The 18831-nt window shown below is 59.4% G+C and carries 20 protein-coding genes, 1 tRNA gene, 1 pseudogene and 1 riboswitch; of the genes and pseudogenes, 11 read left to right on the top strand and 11 right to left on the bottom strand.

Translation table 11 applies throughout. From position 1 onward, the window contains the following. Positions 1–50: 50 nt before the first annotated feature. The 4 genes from tolA to ybgC are packed head-to-tail and all read right to left on the bottom strand — an operon-like array spanning position 51 to position 2701. Complete coding sequence (gene tolA / locus B0B13_RS08555; protein ID WP_076795722.1) at positions 51–1034, bottom strand: cell envelope integrity protein TolA; 984 nt, start codon at positions 1032–1034, stop codon at positions 51–53. After that, the gene (gene tolR, locus B0B13_RS08550; RefSeq protein WP_076786571.1) at positions 1031–1483 is read right to left on the bottom strand and encodes a protein TolR; all 453 of its coding nucleotides are present in this window, start codon (positions 1481–1483) and stop codon (positions 1031–1033) included. Before tolR ends, tolA begins: the two co-directional genes overlap by 4 nt. Before the next feature lie 11 nt (positions 1484–1494). Further along, a complete protein-coding gene (gene tolQ, locus B0B13_RS08545) occupies positions 1495–2172 on the bottom strand; it encodes a protein TolQ (RefSeq protein WP_076786573.1) in 678 nt (225 codons plus the stop codon). A gap of 55 nt (positions 2173–2227) precedes the next feature. After that, positions 2228–2701 (bottom strand): tol-pal system-associated acyl-CoA thioesterase, encoded by a 474-nt coding sequence (ybgC, locus tag B0B13_RS08540; protein ID WP_076795719.1) that lies wholly within the window; start codon positions 2699–2701, stop codon positions 2228–2230. Positions 2702–2853: 152 nt separating this feature from the next. Then, positions 2854–2952: riboswitch (ZMP/ZTP riboswitch) on the top strand. 152 nt (positions 2953–3104) lie between these two features. Between ybgC and glyA the strand changes: the two genes are divergently transcribed. The 7 genes from glyA (at position 3105) to B0B13_RS08505 (ending at position 8020) form a co-directional block, all read left to right on the top strand. Continuing rightward, positions 3105–4352: a serine hydroxymethyltransferase gene (gene glyA, locus B0B13_RS08535; RefSeq protein ID WP_076786576.1), complete on the top strand. Its 1248-nt coding sequence runs from the start codon at positions 3105–3107 to the stop codon at positions 4350–4352. Positions 4353–4370: 18 nt separating this feature from the next. Then, a complete protein-coding gene (gene nrdR / locus B0B13_RS08530) occupies positions 4371–4865 on the top strand; it encodes a transcriptional regulator NrdR (protein WP_076786578.1) in 495 nt (164 codons plus the stop codon). A gap of 237 nt (positions 4866–5102) precedes the next feature. Then, positions 5103–5648, top strand: a complete 546-nt coding sequence (locus tag B0B13_RS08525; RefSeq protein ID WP_139337379.1) for a GspH/FimT family pseudopilin — start codon at positions 5103–5105, stop codon at positions 5646–5648. Next, positions 5645–6142 (top strand): hypothetical protein, encoded by a 498-nt coding sequence (locus tag B0B13_RS18410; protein WP_076786580.1) that lies wholly within the window; start codon positions 5645–5647, stop codon positions 6140–6142. Before B0B13_RS08525 ends, B0B13_RS18410 begins: the two co-directional genes overlap by 4 nt. 71 nt (positions 6143–6213) lie before the next feature. Continuing rightward, a complete protein-coding gene (locus tag B0B13_RS18405) occupies positions 6214–6987 on the top strand; it encodes a PilW family protein (protein WP_170872415.1) in 774 nt (257 codons plus the stop codon). Positions 6988–6989: 2 nt separating this feature from the next. After that, positions 6990–7511, top strand: coding sequence for a pilus assembly PilX family protein (locus tag B0B13_RS08510; protein WP_170872414.1), 522 nt, complete (start codon positions 6990–6992; stop codon positions 7509–7511). Beyond that, on the top strand, positions 7427–8020 hold the full coding sequence (locus B0B13_RS08505) for a type IV pilin protein (protein ID WP_306666076.1): 594 nt from the start codon (positions 7427–7429) through the stop codon (positions 8018–8020). The genes B0B13_RS08510 and B0B13_RS08505 overlap by 85 nt, the downstream gene beginning before the upstream one ends. Positions 8021–8130: 110 nt before the next feature. Here B0B13_RS08505 and B0B13_RS08500 read toward each other — a convergent pair whose 3' ends face one another. Beyond that, positions 8131–9288 (bottom strand): hypothetical protein, encoded by a 1158-nt coding sequence (locus B0B13_RS08500; protein ID WP_139337378.1) that lies wholly within the window; start codon positions 9286–9288, stop codon positions 8131–8133. A 966-nt stretch (positions 9289–10254) separates the two neighbouring features. Here B0B13_RS08500 and B0B13_RS08495 point away from each other — a divergent pair. Next, positions 10255–10614 (top strand): hypothetical protein, encoded by a 360-nt coding sequence (locus B0B13_RS08495; protein ID WP_076795703.1) that lies wholly within the window; start codon positions 10255–10257, stop codon positions 10612–10614. Here the strand turns inward: B0B13_RS08495 and B0B13_RS08490 are convergent. The 4 genes from B0B13_RS08490 to B0B13_RS17930 form a co-directional block, all read right to left on the bottom strand. Next, positions 10611–11090 (bottom strand): DUF3318 domain-containing protein, encoded by a 480-nt coding sequence (locus tag B0B13_RS08490; protein ID WP_076795700.1) that lies wholly within the window; start codon positions 11088–11090, stop codon positions 10611–10613. The two genes, B0B13_RS08495 and B0B13_RS08490, sit on opposite strands and share 4 nt — an antisense overlap. Then, a complete protein-coding gene (locus B0B13_RS08485; RefSeq protein ID WP_076787796.1) occupies positions 11087–11479 on the bottom strand; it encodes a phage holin family protein in 393 nt (130 codons plus the stop codon). The genes B0B13_RS08490 and B0B13_RS08485 overlap by 4 nt, the downstream gene beginning before the upstream one ends. Before the next feature lie 121 nt (positions 11480–11600). Further along, on the bottom strand, positions 11601–11903 hold the full coding sequence (locus B0B13_RS08480) for an ElaB/YgaM/YqjD family protein (RefSeq protein ID WP_076797229.1): 303 nt from the start codon (positions 11901–11903) through the stop codon (positions 11601–11603). A 666-nt stretch (positions 11904–12569) separates the two neighbouring features. Continuing rightward, on the bottom strand, positions 12570–12752 hold the full coding sequence (locus B0B13_RS17930) for a hypothetical protein (protein ID WP_139337377.1): 183 nt from the start codon (positions 12750–12752) through the stop codon (positions 12570–12572). Between the two features lie 466 nt (positions 12753–13218). On the opposite strand from B0B13_RS17930, the gene B0B13_RS08475 reads away from it, so the two are divergent. Next, a complete protein-coding gene (locus B0B13_RS08475; protein ID WP_076795694.1) occupies positions 13219–13677 on the top strand; it encodes a copper chaperone PCu(A)C in 459 nt (152 codons plus the stop codon). Positions 13678–14202: 525 nt separating this feature from the next. On the opposite strand, the pseudogene B0B13_RS19295 reads toward B0B13_RS08475, so the two are convergent. Continuing rightward, a pseudogene (locus tag B0B13_RS19295) lies at positions 14203–14305 on the bottom strand (transposase); the annotation flags it as partial. Between the two features lie 233 nt (positions 14306–14538). On the opposite strand from B0B13_RS19295, the gene B0B13_RS08470 reads away from it, so the two are divergent. Beyond that, positions 14539–16848: a molybdopterin oxidoreductase family protein gene (locus B0B13_RS08470; protein WP_076795691.1), complete on the top strand. Its 2310-nt coding sequence runs from the start codon at positions 14539–14541 to the stop codon at positions 16846–16848. 69 nt (positions 16849–16917) lie between these two features. On the opposite strand, the gene B0B13_RS08465 is transcribed toward B0B13_RS08470, so the two are convergent. Next, positions 16918–16994: transfer RNA gene (locus tag B0B13_RS08465), tRNA-Pro, on the bottom strand. A gap of 743 nt (positions 16995–17737) precedes the next feature. Between B0B13_RS08465 and B0B13_RS08450 the strand changes: the two genes are divergently transcribed. Then, positions 17738–18556: a GNAT family N-acetyltransferase gene (locus B0B13_RS08450; RefSeq protein WP_076795686.1), complete on the top strand. Its 819-nt coding sequence runs from the start codon at positions 17738–17740 to the stop codon at positions 18554–18556. Positions 18557–18831 lie beyond the last annotated feature (275 nt).

Below are 18831 nucleotides of genomic sequence, written 5' to 3'. Positions count from 1 at the left end.
GCTGCGAGCTTCGCAAGCGTGCATGCGGATGCGCCGTAGTCAACGATCGGTCATCCCCCGGCAGGCCGCATCCGGATGTTGAAGCTTGCCGGTGCCTTGCCATGGGTGTCCAGCGGCATCGGATCGGAGCGTTGGACCGCACGCAGTGCCGCGTTGTCCCACTGCGCGTTACCGCTGCTGCGTGCGATGCGCGCGTCGAGCAGCGCACCGTCGGGTGCGCAGCGTACGGCAATCAGCGTGTCTAGCCCTTCAGTGGGCCCGGACCAGATGACATTGGGCCGCACACGGCGCTGCACCTTGTCCGCATAGCCAGCTGACGTTGCGGTTCCGCCGCTTCCCGTGCCTGTGCCGCTCTTGGCCAGTCCGTTACCCCCGGGCGCATCACCGGCCAGGCCCTGCAACTGCGCCAGCCGTGCCCGGCGCGCTTGGTTGAGCTTCTGGCGCGCGGCCTGCTCGGCCGCCTGCTTGGCCTTGGCCGCTTGTTGCTCCTGCTGTTTTTTCGCCTGGGCAAGCTTTTCCTGCTGCTCCTTTTCCTGCTGCGCCTTCAACGCTTCTTGCTTTTTCAGCGCCTCTTGCCGTTGCTGCGCCGCGAGCTGCTGCTCGCGCAATTTTTCTGCTTCTTGCTGCTTCAGTTTCTCGGCCGCTGCTTTTTGCGCGGCGAGTTGCTGGCGGCGCGCCTCGGCTTGCCTGTGCACGCGCTCCTGTTCGGCCACTTGCGCCTGGCGCTCCGCCTCTTGTTGCTTGCGCCGCTTCTCCTGGTGCAACGCGATGTCCGCCTCCTCGCGCTGTGCTGGCGGTGGCGCGAGCTGCGCTGGCGTCGGCGCAGGGGCAGGGGCAGGGGGGGGCGAGGCCGGCGTGCTCGGCACCTGCGTCCAGATTTCTGCTTCAGCGCCGGCAGGGGGGCTATTTTGCCATTTCATCCCGTGGTACAGAAAGAGTGCGAGCAGCACGTGCATCAACGCGGCGAGCGCGAGTGCGCGCAGCGTGCCACGTTCCCGCGGCGGGTCAAACGGATATCCTGTTTTCGGCTTCATTTCGGCTTGACGAGCAGCCCGACGCGTTTCACGCCGTTTGCTTTCAGCTGCGACATGACGTTCATCACGATCTCGTACTTGACCGCTTTGTCCGCGCCGATCACGACCGGCTGGTCGGGGTGGGCCTGCGCCCGGTCGGCGACAAAGTGGTCCAGGTCTGCCAGCGTCATCGGCAATTCCTGCGTGGTGCCCGACGCGTCGTTCTTGTATTTAACACTCATGGCGCCGTCAGGCTTGATATTGACGATAACGGGTGGCGTCTGTTCCTGCGGAGCAGCATTGCCGACCGTGGGCAAGTTGATGATCGACGGCGCGACAAGCGGAGCGGTCACCATGAAAATGACGAGTAGCACGAGCATCACGTCGATGTACGGAACGACGTTGATGTCGGACATCGCGCGGCGCGAACGGCCACCGCGCAGACTGGAGCGGATCGGAGTGCCGGCCATCGGGTTCCCCGTCAGTGAGCCTGCCGTTGCAGGATGTTCGAAAATTCTTCGATGAAGGTCTCGAAGCGGATCGACAGGCGGTCGATGTCGTGTGCGTAGCGATTATAGGCGACCACCGCCGGGATGGCCGCAAACAGACCGATGGCGGTGGCGACCAACGCCTCCGCGATGCCAGGGGCGACGCTAGCCAGCGTCGCCTGCTGCACGTTCGCAAGCCCGCGAAACGCGTTCATAATGCCCCAGACAGTGCCGAACAGGCCGATGTACGGGCTCACCGAGCCGACCGACGCAAGAAACGCTAGGTTGGCCTCGAGCGCGTCCATTTCGCGCTGGAACGCGGCGCGCATCGCGCGACGCGCACCATCCAGAATCGCACCGGGTTCGGCGACGCGTTTTTCCTTGGCTTTCAGGAACTCACGCATGCCTGACTCGAAGATCCGCTCGAGGGCGCCAATCGTATGACGATTGGTCGCCGCGCTCTGGTATAGCGTTTGTAGGTCGCCACCCGACCAGAAATCGCGCTCGAACCATTCAGTCTGCGCGCGGGCGCGACGGATCGAGAACCATTTGCGGAAGATGAAAGTCCAGGACATCAGCGACAGCAACAGCAGCAGTGCCATGACGGCTTGCGCCAGCAGGCTTGCGTTCAATACGAGCGAAATGATCGAAAGGTCTTGTGCGTTATTCATGGTGATTCACTGGGTGGAGCGGATCGGCTCACGTTCTGTGCAGTGTCAACGTATGTCAGCGTGCGAGCGTTGACAGCTGCGCATCGCGCGGGCCGCTCAGCAGCGCTTGGCGTACGGTGTCAGGCAATGGCACGGGCCGGATTGTCGTGCGTTGGACGCAGGCCACGCGGATCGTGCCGGTGGATAGCACTTTGCCGTCGCAACTTGCCTGTTGGTAAAAATCAACCGAGGCGGGGCCGAGCCGCTCGATACGACTCTCGATAATTAGCACGTCGTCCAGGCGCGCCGGGGCCCGGTAGTCGACGGCAGTGCTGCGCACGACGAACATGACCTGCTGGGTGTCGGCCAGCTGCCGCTGGTCGATGCCGCCTGCACGCAGCCACTCGGTGCGGGCCCGTTCGAAGAACTTGAGGTAATTGGCGTAGAAGACAATGCCGCCGGCGTCGGTGTCTTCAAAATATACGCGTACCGGCCATATAAAGCCGGGCCGGGCTGCCGGTTCAGGCGAGATCCTATTCATCCGCGGGATTCTACCGGAACGCGTGTGACAGTCCCGAACGATGAACGGTGTCGCGCTGCGTATAAGCAGCCGCGACGTCGCAATGACGGAAAAAAATGAACGGGCGTTTTTAATGCCACGCTCAGTTGCCTATTCAGCCCCCTTCCAATACACTAACGCGCCTAACCCTGCGTAACTGGCGATAGCGACTTTTAAGTCGGAGGTGGAGCAACCACCGTGAAGCGCGGGGTGCATTCTTGCCGTTCGCCTGGGCAGCCGTGATCCGGTCGCAGTCGTTGCGTCACCCGGGCTGTCCTGTCCTTGCGTCATCGGAAGTCTCCTTCCGCTAAGCCGTTCCAGGACCGTATTCCTGCCGTGGGCGCGACAGTGCACCGATTCGGTCAACCGTTTGAACATTGAAGGGAACTGACGCATGTTTGACAAAGCCGAGCAAACCATTGCGAACGTCGATCCGCAAGTCTGGCAGGCGATTCAGAACGAGAACCGCCGGCAAGAAGACCATATCGAGTTGATCGCGTCGGAAAACTATACGAGCCCGGCGGTGATGGCGGCCCAAGGCTCCCAACTGACCAACAAGTACGCCGAAGGGTATCCCGGCAAGCGGTACTACGGCGGCTGCGAATATGTCGATGTGGTCGAGCAGTTGGCGATCGAGCGGGTCAAGCAGCTGTTTGGCGCGGAGGCGGCGAATGTACAACCCAATTCGGGTTCGCAGGCCAATCAGGGGGTGTTCTTCGCGGTCCTCAAGCCGGGCGATACGATCATGGGCATGAGCCTCGCGCATGGCGGCCACCTGACGCACGGCTCGCCGGTCAACCTGTCCGGCAAGTGGTTCAATGTCGTCAGCTACGGGCTGAACGAGAACGAGGACATCGACTACGATGCAGCCGAGCAGCTCGCGCAGCAGCACAAGCCGAAGCTGCTGGTCGCGGGCGCGTCGGCGTTCTCGCTGCGCATCGACTTCGAGCGCCTGGCACGGATCGCGAAGTCGGTCGGTGCCTATTTCATGGTGGACATGGCGCACTATGCGGGGTTGATTGCCGCCGGCGTCTATCCGAACCCTGTGCCGCATGCCGACTTCGTGACGACAACCACGCACAAGAGCTTGCGTGGTCCGCGTGGCGGCGTGATTCTGATGAAGGCCGAGCACGAAAAGGCGGTCAATTCAGCGATTTTTCCGGGCATTCAGGGCGGTCCGTTGATGCACGTGATCGCGGCGAAGGCCGTCGCGTTCAAGGAAGCGCTGGCGCCGGAGTTCAAGTCCTACCAGCAGCAGGTCGTGGACAACGCGCGCGCGCTCGCCGAAACGCTGGTCAGGCGCGGCTTGCGGATCGTATCCGGCCGCACCGAGAGCCATGTGATGTTGGTCGATCTGCGTGCGAAACAGATCACGGGCAAGGCTGCGGAGGCCGCGTTGGGCGCCGCGCACATCACCGTGAACAAGAATGCGATCCCGAATGATCCGGAAAAGCCGTTCGTGACTAGCGGCATCCGGCTCGGCTCGCCGGCGATGACCACGCGTGGTTTCGGTCCCGAGCAGGCCGAGCAGGTCGGCAACCTGATTGCCGATGTGCTGGACAATCCAGAAGATGCGGCAACCATTGAGCGGGTGCGTGGCCAAGTCGCCGAACTCACGCGCCGGTTCCCGGTGTACAAGTAAGCTGCGGGACGAATCGCCATGCGCTGCCCGTTTTGCCGGCACGACGACACCCAGGTGGTGGATTCGCGCGTGTCGGAGGACGGCGCAGCGATCCGCCGCCGCCGCCGCTGCCCGGCTTGCGACAAGCGCTTCACGACATACGAGCGGGTCGAACTCGCGCTGCCAACGGTCGTCAAGAAGGATGGCACGCGAGTCGAATTCGACCGCCGCAAGATTCTGTCCAGTATGCAACTTGCGTTGCGCAAGCGGCCCGTGGCCGCCGAGGCGATCGACGAGGCGGTGGCGCGTGTCGAGTACCAGTTACTGGCATCCGGCGAGCGCGAGGTGCGCAGCGAACGGCTCGGCGAACTGGTGATGGACGAGTTGCGCAAGCTCGACAAGATCGCCTATGTACGTTTCGCATCGGTGTACAAGCGTTTTGAGGACGTGTCCGAGTTCAAGAATCTAATCGATGAGTTCGGTCGATCCGCAGCCGGCACGTCCGGCTCCGCGTCGCGCAAGCGGCAGTCATAGGCGCCTCTGACGGCGTCATCGCGTTTCCCATCCTATATCGCTGTTCCACCATTAAGCCGCATGGCGTGTAGTTCGACGTGCTGCGGCTAAAGATCCGCGACGCGAAGCGGGCGCAAGCGTCTGGCCCGGCGCCGCTGGCCATTCGGTCAATTGTTGCGCGCCGCGCGCCGTCCTACAGTGTTCGTCAATGGCAACGCATCGAGCGTTGTGTGTCACGGGCATCCAGGAGGCGTGACGGTGGAACGATATCGAGCCGCGCGGCGGCGCGGATTCATGCTGGCCGAGATCTGTACAGTCATGGCAATTTCATTGGCGTTGGCAGCATGGGTGATTCCGTCGCTCCACGAATGGCATTCGCGAGAGCAGATTCGGGCGACGGCGCGTGCACTGGCGCGCACGTTGTCGTTGGCCCGTAGCGAGGCCGTGGCGCGTCAGGCACCGGTGACGGTCTGCCGCTCGGATGGCGCGGGTCAGTGCATCTTACCTGGCCGACCGTGCGCCACGGGCGCGCTGGACTGGTCCTGCGGCTGGCTGGTGCAGACCCGGCAGCCTGGCGTCGGCGCGTGGCCGATCCTGCTACACACACAACCGGCTGTGAGCGATGTGACGATCACCGGCAGTACGACGGAAATGAGATTTTTGCCGCCCGCCGGCTTATCCGCTGGCAGCTTTCGCGGCTTTGCGGTGCGCGCAGCGCGCGCGTCACCGCGTATTGCGGCGTTGCATGTTCGTCTTGCGGCCGGTGGCCGTGCGTTGATCCATGCTGATGCGTATCGCAGATGAGTTTCGCGCGTGGCTTGTCGAGCCGGCTGCGCACGATCGGTGTGGTCCCGCCCACGGTCCGGGCGCCATGGCGCGCGTTACGTGTGTCGCGGCCGGGCGTAGCGGGGGCCACGATGATCGAAGCCGCGATAGCCACTGCATTGGCCGCGGTGGCCATCGTTGGCGCGGGCGCGGCGTGGCAGGCGATGGTGCGTTCGGATCAAGCTTTGTCGAATCGTATGCGAGCGGCGTTAATCGCGGACGCCGCGCTCGAGTTGATGCGCGCCGGACACCCGCAATCCGTGGCGCTCGCGCACGCGAGTCGGGATGCGTCACGCCAACTGCTCGACGGTACCGTGACGGTGGAACGCGATCCGGACGGGGCCGACCTGCTGATACTCGAATGGTCGGAACCGGCCGCCGGCGCGTCGCAGCGGGCAGCGGCGTGCCGCGGGACGATCGTGCCGCCCGACGGATATGTGCGCCGCTGCCTATCGCTGGGCTTCCTCGCATGATCAGCGTGCCACGCAGGCGTGCTGGGGGGCATACGCTGGTGGAATGGCTCCTTTCATCGACCATTGGTTTGATGCTCACGCTCTTGCTGGCCGGGTCGTATGGCACGCTTAGCGGGACGGCCGGTCGGGTTGACGAAACCCGCCGGGCCGTAGCCGCCGCTCAACAGGCGCTGGAGATCATTGCGGCGCATGCAAGACTTGCCGGAATGCCGCAGGCTTTCCCACAGACATCGCGCGCCTCAACGGCCCCAACGTCGACGCGGGCGGCTGAAGCCCCCGATTCGCTCGCTGCGGATGAGACGACGCGAGACCCGCCGATCTTCGGTTGTGAGCGCGGCATACCCGAACGCGAGCAAGCTGGGCGATGCCGCGCGGTCATGCACGACTCGGATGGCGTGGTTTTTCGGTATGCGGCCGACCCGGTGGCGACCTGGCCATCGAAAGACAACTGGCCCACCGATTGCCTGGGCCAGAACGTGACAGGCGACACGATTGCGGTGCGTTTCTACGTTCAGGAGCGTACACTCGACCAACCGGAGCTTTATTGCCGGGGCAATGGCCACGACATGACGGCACAGCCGTTGGTCGATGGCATCGAGCAGCTGCGTTTGTCCTATTGGCTCGCCGGCGCCCACGCCGCGGTTCGCGCGTCGTCGTTATCCGAGCCGGACTGGCGTCGTATCGTAGCCATCGATGTCTGCGTCGTGTCGCGCGGACCGGTGGCGACGCGTCCGACGACCTACCTTGATTGCGACGGCAAACGGGTGATGCCGGCCGATCGACGGATCCGTACCGCCTGGATGCGCCGCGTGGCGATTCGCAACACCGTTGCGGGCGGCGCGTGATGATGCGCGCGTTGCTCAGGCAGCGTGGCAGCGCGCTGCCGCTCGTGTTGATATTCGCTGTCGCGTTGACCGCGCTGCTCGAATCATCATTGGACGCGGTGCGCTCAACGGCGCGCATGGAGCGTGGACTCATCGCGCATATCGAAGCATTTCATGCGGCGGATTCGGCGCTGCGATGGTGCGAACGTTACGTGACGCATGCGTTCGACATCGGTGCACCGGTTCATGGTGTCACACCGAGCCCACAGGCCATGCCCGCATGGCATCAGCGTGCGCTATTCAACGGGGAAGCCGGTAGCGCGATACAGCCGGTGCGTCGCTGGCGTGCCGGCGGGCGGGCGCCGCAGTGCCTGATCGAGGGGGTGAATGTCTCAGAGTCTGGCGCGACCGCTTATCTGCTGACCGCGCGCGGCTTCGCGGTCGAGGAGGAGAGCGAGATATGGTTGCAGGCGATCATGTGGGTTGGCGACACGCAGCGGACGGTGCGTACCGGATGGCGGTTCGTGGCCCGCAGGCCGTTTTGAGCGCGGTACGGTGCCGGGGCATGACGCTGGTCGAACTGGCAATGGCATTGGCGCTCGTTGCTATCCTCGCAACCTATGCGTTGCCAACGTATCGTGAGCAAATGCGCCGCAGTATGCGGGTAGCCGCCGTCAGCGCCGTTTATCGCGCTGCTCACTATGTCGAGATCCAACTCGTACAGCGGACGCAGGCGCTCGGTGGAACTGGCATCGTCACGGATCCCATTGTACTTCCGGCAGAGTTCGGGCGCGTACCGCCGGGTGCGCGCGCCGCCTATGCGCTACGGGTTACCGGTGCGACGCGGGCCAATGGCGGGTACTCCGTGGTGGCTGAGCCGCTGCACGACGGCCCGATGGCCGACGATCACCTGTGCGGTGCGTTCAAGCTCGACGCCACGGGACAGCGAAGCAATTCCGGCGCAGCTGGGGCTGCGGGCGGATCCGCTAGTCCGTCGGACCCGGCGCGTATCCTCCCGCGATGGCACGAGCAGACGTATTGCTGGACTCGATGATGCGCGCGCCGCGCCGGCGCGTGCCGTCGAACCATCACGTGCACCCGGCGGCAGCCGTAGTGCACGCGTGTTCGCATCCTTTCTTAATGCGCACCATAATTGCATTTAAATCACGTGCGATCGATTGCTAGCGGAGCGCGCAGCGCGACAGATTCAATGTCTTGCGCGCTCGCTGCTGGGGACGGTTCTGCTGTATTCTCGTCATTTTCTGTCTCAACTTCTTCCTCATCAAGTGCCACGCCTTTTTCCATCGAGGCAGAGTCTTGCCGTAAAAACAGATCTTTGCTAGAGCTTTCTTTGGCCGTTGGTGCCCAATTTTTATCCATCCATTTTTCCACACACTGCGTCAGGTTCATCTGTGGATTCTGGCGCCCCTTTGACGCTAATTGCATCGCATGAAAAGGATTAATTGGGGTAGATTTAGCCGCTGCAGTCAACGAAGTAGAGGGTGCTGGTGCCGTATCATTGGGCGCCTTATTGGTCGCCTTCTCGCGCAGCACTTCCCCAATCACCTTTTTTGCCGCGCTGCCACTTGTCTTACCCGATGCTTTGCGCGCCTTTTCGGAAAGATCCGCACCCGCTGCGGCCGGTCCACCTACTTTAAGAACAATAGAGGCAGCTTTGGCGGCGGGATGGGGAACCATGCCGAGGGCCGTTGCCACAGCGGTTGTCGCCGTTAAACCGGCTGCGGCTGCAGCCGCATCATGCGTAGCACGACCTTTAATCGCTTCTGCGACTTGCTCGATACCTTCTGGTGTTGTGGTGACGCTTGCGAGTGCCGCACTGGCGGCGCCCCGCGCTGTCTTGTACGCGCCTTGAGCCGTATCTGCTATCACAGCGCCAGTAATTTGAGTCGCCTCTTGCGGTGTAATCGAGGCATTTCCGCGCGTAATATTGACGGCGCCTTGCACCGTCCTAGCATCATCGGCTAGATCCTGGAATGCTGTTTGCGCATTCTGCACTGACTGAGAGGGTTGCGTGATCAACGTCCGACATTTGTCCACCAAACCCACACGCTTATCATATTGATGAGTAATACCTTCGACGATAGGATTTGCTCCTTCTGCTGGCGCGATGCGTCGGCTTATATCACCAAGGCGTTGGTTACCGGTTTGCAAGATAGAATTAGGGACTTTCGGTGAATTTGTCGTTTGAACTGTCTCTGTTTCGTTAGCATTGTTGTCCCTTTTGGATAGACGGTCGATGAGCACGCCTCCCACGAAACCGCCGCCATATTTAGCTGCTTGAGTTGCTATTGTCCTCAGCATTCTACCTCCTATTTAAAAGCTGCATATAGGTTAAGCATGCCGGCCTAAAGCCCGCCCAAATAAATTGCCAATTCTGTTGCGCGGCCTGGTTAATTCATGGCCATCGCCAGCGGATACCGCTTTAGCCGCGTGGTGCGCCATTGCGGCAAATCTCCATCTAGATCGCTACGCAACTCGTTTGCAGCATTAACAGCGCGCCGTGGCACCGTGGCCTATCGTCGCTCATCGACCAACTCCATAACGCCGACCCTACGCTGGCGTCTGGCTGCCAATCTTCGGCTAACATCGCATCATGTGATGCAATTGTTACGCTGGCAAGTTTCTATACAAGCGTCACATTACTATAGAACAGGGAGCGGCGTTCATCCAAGGTTTTATTGGTCGCTTCAGGCGCCAACATGGAAGCAGCACAGGCAAAGGTTGTGCTCCACCACGTTTGCGAGCGTGCGCTGCAATAGGTGATCAAGGCACGATGAAGTAAAAAACCTGAAGTTGCCAAGATTCGGGGCGTTTGGATTGACCTCCCCCGTACCGGCGCAGGCCGCATGAGAAGTTAATTCTTCGGATCAGTTTAGTTAAGTTATACAAAGCCTTGCTCCGATAAAGTCATTATTACGTAGAATGGCTCAATGCGCTCTTAGACGACGATTTTTGTGGCATTCGTAGCTCAAAGGTTGAATTTTTAGAGCGGTTTCTATTGCATTTTTTTTGTGCATTGTCAAGTATGAATTGAATTAAATAGCATGGCATAACGTAGTAAATAATAACCAGGCCGTGCCGTCATTTGTTTCGCTAAGCGCGCGGCCAGACTGAATCAGGATGGTCGAGTGAGACGACACCAATAGTCTGCACGCCAGCGCGTAGCCGTGCTTAGCGCGTGGCGTGTGGGGCGTCCCTTTTGGGGTTGTGCGAGGCGTGCGGCATCAGCGCGTGACGCTGCATTGATGGAAGCACACCTATACTGGCATGTCGGCCGACGCGATTAAGCAACGGGATGTGCTTGAGATGACGGTGGCGCAAAAGCATGCGCTGGTGCGCTGGACACGCACGCAACGCCTAAGCGACATCACCCACGCGACGCGGGTCAATGGCGGTTACTCCGTGGTGGCCGAGCTGCTGCACGACGGCCCGATGGCCGACGATCACCTGTACGCTACATTCAGGCTCGATGCTACGGGAGAGCGGAGCAATTCCGGCGCCCGGGGTCGCGGGCGGACCCGCCAGTCCGCTGGACCCGATGAGGTGCATACTGCGCCGGCGCAAGGTGTCGCTACGACGTTCCAGTGCATCAACGAGCGGCAGTCGCGCGTGGTGCGAACACCCTAAGTGCTCCTGTGGGCGTCGCGCGGGCGTGTGGCCGGGCTGATGTCCTTCGCTACGGCGGCCGCCGTGCGGCGTTGCGGACGTACCGCCTTCCATAGCTTGTAGCCCTGCCACGCGGCGGCACCCAACACGGTCCATTTCAGCAACGGTTTGGCGTTGCGTACTACCACGCGACGCACAGGGCCGGCGAACGCGGCCGACGCGATCGAACCGAGAACCGGATGCTGGTTCAGCAATGCACCGATGACTGGGAGCCGGTGCAATGAGCGGAACCGACTAATGCCGGGCATTAGCCACCTGATCCAACTGAGCTTTGCGGCGCCTTGGCGCAGTTCCTGACCGGCTCCAGCGATGTCTAACCGGTCGAGATCGGCGCGCGCCAGCAATAGCTCCTTGCGGATCGCCCGCACCTTGGGGTCACCCGACCCGCGCACAGAAGCCGGCTGGGCGAGACGGCCGTTAGAATGGCGATTGTTCATGGCGATGGCTTACGGAAAATAGCGCGGTCCTTGTCGAATTCGGCCAGCGTTTCCTCGAAGATCAAAGGCGCGCGACGCACACCCGAACGCGCCTTCTGTACGCAGGCGAAGGCCGCGATAACGTACAGCACGGTCAGTATAGCTAACGCCTGCCATCGATACGTTTCCCAGAACGCCGCGGCGATTAGGACGGTCAGCGTGATTAGCCCCATTGTCGCGAACATCATGGCTGCGAGCCCAGCGAACAATACGCCGAGCAGCCGCTCCTTTTCTTCCGCGAGTTCGATACCGATCAACTCTAGGCGCGTTTGAAGCAGGGAAAAAACCGATCCGATTAGGCGTCGCAGCGGGCCATGAATCGGCGGTGGCGGTTGAGTGTCGTTGCTCATCAGCAGATCGCGCAGGGCGCGGCAGGCGGAACGTTCAATCAGCCACCGCGTCGCGCGCACGCGAGACGCGGTAACACCCAGTGCTGGCAGGTACAACGCGAACGCGTCGTCGCACCAGGCACTACTTACGGTTGATCAGCAGCCCGATCAATACACCGACACCGGCGGCGATGCCGATCGACGTCCATGGATGGTCGTGGACATAATCATCCGTGGCACGAGCCGCCTTCTTGCCTTTTTCGACGACCACAACTTGGACATCGGCTGCTTTTTCCTTTGCTTGCTTCAGACGCGCAAGCGCTTTTTCGCGCAATTCGGTCGCACGTTCGCCGGTCGTGCTCGCTGCTTGCTTGAGCAGGTCTTCGGCGTCCGACAGGACGGTTTTGATATCCGACATTAAATTCTCCTTGTTAACTTCCGTCATGACTGCTCCCGCGACAAACTTGTCATCACCCGTATCGTAACGGAACTGTGCAGCCATGGCGAGCGTACTGGTCGCCCTTGTCAGGAAGGGAAGGACCTGCCCACCATACTAAGCCGTCCGGCCTATGTCAATGTCGGACAAAAGATTAATTTCTGCCGCATTGCATAGCGCGCACGACCACCTGAATCCGTCGAATTACGGCGCACATCGGACGCTGGACGGGACAAAAGCAAATGTCAATGTCAAACGTATCGTCGTGCCGTTAAAACACTCGCGTGGCCGCACTTTAGAGGGAAGCAGGATTCGGACCCGCCAGTGTCGGTAACGAATCAAGCGGGGTTTTCGACTGCCGCCTGTGCCGCAGGCGCTTCCTTGCGCACACTAACTTCAACTGCGAAGCGCTCGACATCGAGATTGATTCGTTGCCGTCGGAGCGGGTGAGGCGTGCGCTGCGGCAGATCATCTACTAAGCACGGCGGTCCGGAAGCGATTCGGCGTGACAACGGGCCCGGCTACCTAAGGGCACCGGAGCATGCGGTACGAATGGCTGTCGCCGTACCACTGGAAAGACCTAGACCGAGTACAGCGTTTCGCGACCGACTGGAGGTGGACGGACCATCACGACCACCCGAACATGGCCCTGGGTGGCACCAGTACAGCAGTTGGCTATGGTTGCTTAGTTTTTGCTTCTGCACCTCGGGGAAGACGGGAGATTACCCCATCATTAACATCGGCGATAGTCGAACGCAGAACTTTGGCATCTTCAAAGTCAGTCAATGCGCAGATTGCCACTGGAAAGACGCCGCTTGCTTCGTTCGGGTTGATCTGATTGGCAAGCGCTACATACATTATGACGAATTACAACGTGCGCATCGAATCTTACTGGGTTGAGAACGGCTGAAAATTCAGTAGACAGCGATCGAGCTCGGATGCCGTTGAAAGGGACGATGTAAGTGCGGGTTGTGCAGAAGGGGGAATAAAGTTCAGGCTGCGGCTGATGATCGAAAGAAATATGCGGATCGCGTTAAAGTGCACCCATCTGAGTCGAAGACTGTAACACGAGTGCCCTTTATAGTGGCTCGTCGCTACTTGATCAAGCTGGAAGTGTTGGCTAAGAACCACACCATCGAATTGTCTGTTTGTACAACCTAATTTCGATGGATATGCTGTTATGCGCTGTCTGGTCGTTTTAGTGCTTGCATGTTGCAACATATCAAGGAGGTACACGGAATAGATTAAAGATCAAATTTAATCGATAGAATGGAGTTTTCGATCTAAGCGGGACTTTTAGTTAGCCATCTAAAGAGGAAAAATCATGAGACTGCTTGCTCTGCTGCTAACTGGTGTATTGACTTGGCTTTCCCCTATCTCAGCAATTGCTAAAACCCCCGTATCGACTGACATCACATCGGTGGAAAAATCAGTATGGGTGCGCTGGTTACCCAACGCACTGCCTGCTGCTGGTTATATCACATTGAAAAACAGTTCCGATCAGCCACTTGATGTCACCAAAATTAAGAGTCCAGGCTACCAAACAATTACAATCTATCAAACGGTAGTGGACGCGGAATCTAGTAAAATGGTTAAATTGGATAAATTTACAATACCGGCAAAAGGACAATTTGAACTCGTTCCTGGTAAATATCATTTAATGTTTGAAAAACCCACTCATTTAATTACACCTGGGGACAGTGCTAGGGTTATTTTCTTTCTTTCAGATGGTAAAGTTTTTAAAGTAAAGATGCCAGTACGTACGTCGCCGGAACTTAATTAAAAAAGGGTGTGTACATATTTGCACAGTCAGTCATGAATGATGCAATATGTTTCTATAAGGAGGCGCACACTTAAAGGTATTGTGCGCCTCCCGCAAGTCTGCTGGCCCAGTACCAGGGCGCGCAAGGCGGCGTGTCAATGACACGCTCGAATGCGGTGTCCCACTCACTCACCGGCAAGTCGATGCCTCCTTTGCGAAATGACGGCCCTGCTTTTTAGACGGGTGGGCTAAATCCCGAAACCTTGTTAAGACGACGGGCATATTCCCCTGGCGGATCTTATATTAGTCATAGGGCGCACCATGAAGGCCGACCGGTGGGGACAGAAGACTTCGATGACACGTCACCGTCTTGTTGTCGATATCATCGACGCCGGCCAGCACGATCCGCGCTCGCAATGTCACCGCCTACGCCACATCTTGCGGCGCATCGTCAGCGCCGTGAGTGGCTTGTGCTCCGCTTCGCACAACACGAGTTCCGCCTTTGGTCTTTCACTCATCGCCGCTTCTTCGTGTCCCTGGCATACGCCGGCGCGCTCCCGACACCTCCATGTTGCCGAACTTCGCGCCCCACGTGTAGAGCGATTCGTCACTGAACCTGTGCTTTCTTGCACAGCGCTTTGACCGGCATACCGGCCTCGGCTGTCTTCAGCAACCTGACGAGGTGCCTTTCGTAAGGCGCTTTTTCATGTTTGTCTTCCTCTTTGAAAACGGACTTTACTTGACCTCGACCAGCCCTGTTCGCCGAGGGCAGAGCGCTCCGGCGGGATTGAGGCAGAGGCAACGATTTTGGTACTGACCGCGCTGTCGCGCTGCGTGGGAATGTTGTTTGCGTTTCTCAGAGAACGTGCTTCGGGAGGGATCATGGAACCGCGTCAGGATCAAAATCTTAAGTGCCCCGGTAATCCCGATCGGTGGGTCCATTCCGCCTGCATACTTTGTTCTAACGGCTGCGGTCTAGAAATCGCTGTCAAGGACGAGCGCATCGTAGGCGTTCGCGGGAGGCTAGACCATCCGGTGAATTTCGGACATCTTGGCCCTAAAGGTGAGAATGCCTGGGTGGCGAATGAAAGTCCCCGACGTGGACGTCAACCGATGATCCGGCGCGTCAAAGGGGCGCCTCTGGAACCGGTGGGTTGGGGCGAAGCTTTGGACTTCTTTGTGCAAAAGTTTCAGGACGCATGGAAACAGGGCCACGGTAACCTTGCCTGCTACAACTCCGGACAACTGACTCTCGAGGAATTCTATACCCTGGGCAAGCTTTGGCGAGGCGGCCTGCAGTCGTCGAACATCGATGGCAACACGCGGCTGTGCACAGCGACTTCGGCCACCGGGCTGATGGCTAATTTCGGCTCTGATGGTCCCGTTGCATCCTATGTCGACATCGACGATGCAGAACTTTTATGCCTCTATGGGCACAATGTTGCCGAGGCACAAACGGTGCTGTGGGAGCGGATGCTAGCGGCAAAACAACGCAACCAGGGCCGTATTATTGTAGTGGACCCGCGCAAGAATCCGACCGTACGCCAGGGAGCAGACCTGCATTTGCAAATCCGAATTGGCACTAACGTGGCGCTGATGAACGGGCTAATTCATCTGCTGATTCGGAACGCCGCGGTCGATCTCGATTTCGTGCGCGAGCACACGGTCGGTTTCGAGCTGATGCAGTCGGTCGTGGCCGACTATCCGCCGGAACGCGTGGCCGACATCTGCGGTATCGAGATCGCCGCGCTCGAGACGGCGGCGCAATGGATAGGTAGTACCGATCGCATGGTTTCTACCGTGCTGCAGGGGTTTTATCAGGCTGTGGAGGCGACCGCGTCCTCTTCATTGGTCAATAGCGTGCATCTGCTGCGCGGCGCCATCGGCAAGCGCGGCGCGGGCCCCTTGTTAATGGCGGGACAACCCTCGGCCATGTCGAATCGGGAAGCTGGGGCGGACGGCTCCTACCCTGGCTATCGCAATCCCCACAACCTTACCCATATGCGGGAGTTGGCCGAACTCTGGAATATCGACCCCGCTACGTTCCAACCTGAGGTACCGAAAGACATCATCACGATGCTCGAAACCGCCGAGCGTGGGGAAATCGAATTCCTGTGGGTGATCGGCACCAACCCGGTTGTCAGTTTGCCCGACCAGAACCGTACGCGGCGCATTCTGGAGCAGTTGTTCGTGGTCGTGCAAGACCCCTTTGTCGACGCTGAAACGGTTGCTTTGGCCGACATTTATTTTCCGGTGGCCATGTGGGGCGAAAAGACCGGATGCGTGACAAATGCTGACCGCACCGTCAATCTGCTATGCAAGGCCGTCGAACCGCCGGGACAGGCACGCACCGACCTCGAGATTTTTGTCGAGGTCGCGCGCCGCCTTGGGTTCAAGGACCGGGACGGTGAACCGCTAATCCGCTACCGGGAACCACCAGAGGCGTTTGACGAGTGGCGACGCGTGTCAAAGGGTCGGCCGTGTGACTATTCAGGCATGACCTACGAGCTGCTGCTGAAAAAGGGGGGCGTACGCTGGCCCTGCAACGAGCAACACCCGGAGGGCAGTGAGCGACTATACGAAGATCTGCATTTCTGGACTGGGATCGACGAATGCGAAAGCTACGGCGCCGATTTCCTGACTGGCAACAAACACACACGCGAGGAATACGAGGCCATCGATCCCAAAGGCCGCGCCTTTCTGCGGCCAGCACAGTGGCGCCGGCCGCCCAATCCGCCAAGCGAGGCATACCCCTTCGTCCTATCGACCGGGCGTGTCGTCTACCATTTCCACACGCGAACCAAGACAGGACGCTCGGAAGCGCTGCATCGGCGTGTGCCAAATGCCTATGTTGAAATCCATCCCGACGACGCGCAACGGCTGGGTGTTCGTCTTGGAGACTGGGTGGAGGTATCGTCGATGCGCGGGCGATGGGAAGGGCCGGCGATGGTCGTCGACACGGTGCGGCCCGGGGAGTTGTTTATCCCTTTCCATTTCGGTAAAGGCCATCAGGCGGCCAATCAGCACACTACTTATGCTCGCGATCCTGTCAGTCAACAGCCGCAGTTCAAGTCGTCCCCAGTTCAGTTGAAGCGGCTAAGCTTTGCAGAACCGGAGCCTTGGCTGGTCGAGCGTCAGAATGACTTGCAGGGTAGGGATGTGAAGCCGTATGCTGCTAGAGATAGCGTATAAGCCGTCCGCGACCAATACGCGGCCAGCCACTTTTGTTGTAAATTTTGTTCTATCAGTGCTTGATTCTATTGGTCGGAGCGATAGGATTCGAACCTACGACCCTCTGATCCCAAATCAGATGCGCTACCAGGCTGCGCTACGCTCCGCCGAATTGATGATTATAGTCGAATGGTTGATGCGGCGTCAATTTTTTGAGTGCCCCGTGTCGATATACGGTGTACTGCACCCACACCTGCACCCGTACCCACGCACGTAGCGGATGCGTTAGTACGCCGGACATGCGCGCGTCGCCGCCGCCGTGCATCCTGTCGAACTGCACTCGGAGCCGCCTTCGCGGCTGAATCCGGTGCAACAGTCGATTCTGTACACGGACCATAGCAGCGACAATGGACTTAATTCTCTGGCGTCACGCCGATGCCGAAAACCTTTCTGAACGCGAAACTGGCCGGGCGCCCAGTGACTTGGGCGCGCCGATTGACCGTCCGCGGACGCAAGCAAGCCGAGTAAATCGCCAAGTGGGCTGGTTTCCTGGCTACCCGGCGAGGCTGCCGTGCTCAGCAGCCCAGCCAATCGAACGGTGCAAACGGCACAGTCATTGACCGACCATTTTCGCATACTACGCGAACTCGCGCCCGGTGTGGACGTTGCCGCACTGCTGATATCCGGTAAGGAAGCGAACTGGCGCATCAAAAAAGCTGGACCTGGTGATTGGCCAACCGCCGCCGTGACGAACAAGCGCAGGCCGTGCTGCATGCCGTCGTGAATCCGGACCTTGTGTGATTCGTGCCGATTGCGTATGTTGTCACCAAATCATCCTGTTTGCCATCCACACGTCACCGCTGGTTCTACATTGCACGCAACCTTTCTGTAATTTTGACAGGACACGCCAATGCGAGAGTTGCCGAATCCTACCTTGCCGCTTGCGTCCATTCCCCTCGATTCACGCAGGAGTCTTCCTCAGTCGCAAGAAACGGTTGCTGGACAACATCATCTCGGCGTGGCCTGGGCACGGACGGAAGAAGAGCTTCGCGAGGCACAACGGCTGCGTTACCGCGTCTTCGCAGAAGAAATGGGAGCGCAACTCAAAGGCTCCAAAGGCCAGGACGTCGACGAATTCGACGCGTACTGCGACCACCTATTGGTGCGCGACCTGGGCACGCTGCAGGTCGTCGGAACCTATCGTGTGCTGCCACCCTATCAGGCGGCACGCATTGGCAAGTTGTATGCAGAAAGTGAATTCGACATTTCGCGCCTCACGCATCTGCGCGCCAAGATGGTCGAAGTCGGGCGCTCGTGCGTGCACTCGGACTATCGTAGCGGTTCAGTCATCATGTCGCTATGGGCGGGACTGGCTGAATACATGCTGCAAAACGGCTATGAGACGATGCTTGGCTGTGCGAGCGTCCCGATGGTGGACGGCGGGCATTACGCGGCCAACTTGTTCATGTCGCTGTGCAAGGCATCGATGACCGCGCCGGAATATCGGGCCTTCCCCCATACCCCGCTACCGACGGACGAACTCGCCACTGGTTCTACGGTATTCCCGCCGCCGCTGATCAAAGGTTATTTACGCCTGGGCGCGAGGATCTGCGGCGCACCCGCATGGGATCCGGATTTCAACGTCGCGGATTTCCTCACGCTGTTTCGTTTCGCCGATATCAACAAGCGCTACGGGCGCCACTTCCTGGGCGAAATTAAACAGAGCTAATTCGCGGGATTAAGGCGGGACCGTGGTGGCAAGCATGATGGCCGACGTTCGGGAGACGGCAACATCCCGAACTGACAGTACCGTCGTGTCTGCTTGTTTATAGCGGACAATTTACCAGGACTATTGGCTAGGTGGCGCTTGATGTCTGCACGGTTTTGACTGAGTGCGTATGATTGACGTCAACAGGTTGTCGATACCGGGGGAAACATGCTGTTTGCATTTTGTCTCGTTGCGCCCGTTGCGGTCGGCGTATTGATCGCCTTTGCGATGCGGGT

Origin of the sequence: Burkholderia sp. b14 (genome assembly GCF_900156195.1) — a bacterium.
Lineage (GTDB): Bacteria > Pseudomonadota > Gammaproteobacteria > Burkholderiales > Burkholderiaceae > Mycetohabitans.
The sequence above is the reverse complement of the archived record's forward strand: the minus strand, read 5'-3'. Positions and strand labels throughout refer to the sequence as shown.

What these genes read in the sequence shown, in the direction of transcription:
- tolA (WP_076795722.1), bottom strand. Translation starts at nt 1,034, where the DNA reads ATGAAGCCGAAAACAGGATATCCGTTTGACCCGCCGCGGGAACGTGGC.
- tolR (WP_076786571.1), bottom strand. Translation starts at nt 1,483, where the DNA reads ATGGCCGGCACTCCGATCCGCTCCAGTCTGCGCGGTGGCCGTTCGCGC.
- tolQ (WP_076786573.1), bottom strand. Translation starts at nt 2,172, where the DNA reads ATGAATAACGCACAAGACCTTTCGATCATTTCGCTCGTATTGAACGCA.
- glyA (WP_076786576.1), top strand. Translation starts at nt 3,105, where the DNA reads ATGTTTGACAAAGCCGAGCAAACCATTGCGAACGTCGATCCGCAAGTC.
- nrdR (WP_076786578.1), top strand. Translation starts at nt 4,371, where the DNA reads ATGCGCTGCCCGTTTTGCCGGCACGACGACACCCAGGTGGTGGATTCG.
- B0B13_RS18410 (WP_076786580.1), top strand. Translation starts at nt 5,645, where the DNA reads ATGAGTTTCGCGCGTGGCTTGTCGAGCCGGCTGCGCACGATCGGTGTG.
- B0B13_RS18405 (WP_170872415.1), top strand. Translation starts at nt 6,214, where the DNA reads ATGCTCACGCTCTTGCTGGCCGGGTCGTATGGCACGCTTAGCGGGACG.
- B0B13_RS08510 (WP_170872414.1), top strand. Translation starts at nt 6,990, where the DNA reads ATGCGCGCGTTGCTCAGGCAGCGTGGCAGCGCGCTGCCGCTCGTGTTG.
- B0B13_RS08505 (WP_306666076.1), top strand. Translation starts at nt 7,427, where the DNA reads ATGGTTGCAGGCGATCATGTGGGTTGGCGACACGCAGCGGACGGTGCG.
- B0B13_RS08500 (WP_139337378.1), bottom strand. Translation starts at nt 9,288, where the DNA reads ATGCTGAGGACAATAGCAACTCAAGCAGCTAAATATGGCGGCGGTTTC.
- B0B13_RS08495 (WP_076795703.1), top strand. Translation starts at nt 10,255, where the DNA reads ATGTCGGCCGACGCGATTAAGCAACGGGATGTGCTTGAGATGACGGTG.
- B0B13_RS08490 (WP_076795700.1), bottom strand. Translation starts at nt 11,090, where the DNA reads ATGAACAATCGCCATTCTAACGGCCGTCTCGCCCAGCCGGCTTCTGTG.
- B0B13_RS08485 (WP_076787796.1), bottom strand. Translation starts at nt 11,479, where the DNA reads ATGAGCAACGACACTCAACCGCCACCGCCGATTCATGGCCCGCTGCGA.
- B0B13_RS08480 (WP_076797229.1), bottom strand. Translation starts at nt 11,903, where the DNA reads ATGACGGAAGTTAACAAGGAGAATTTAATGTCGGATATCAAAACCGTC.
- B0B13_RS17930 (WP_139337377.1), bottom strand. Translation starts at nt 12,752, where the DNA reads ATGTATGTAGCGCTTGCCAATCAGATCAACCCGAACGAAGCAAGCGGC.
- B0B13_RS08475 (WP_076795694.1), top strand. Translation starts at nt 13,219, where the DNA reads ATGAGACTGCTTGCTCTGCTGCTAACTGGTGTATTGACTTGGCTTTCC.
- B0B13_RS08470 (WP_076795691.1), top strand. Translation starts at nt 14,539, where the DNA reads ATGGAACCGCGTCAGGATCAAAATCTTAAGTGCCCCGGTAATCCCGAT.
- B0B13_RS08450 (WP_076795686.1), top strand. Translation starts at nt 17,738, where the DNA reads ATGCGAGAGTTGCCGAATCCTACCTTGCCGCTTGCGTCCATTCCCCTC.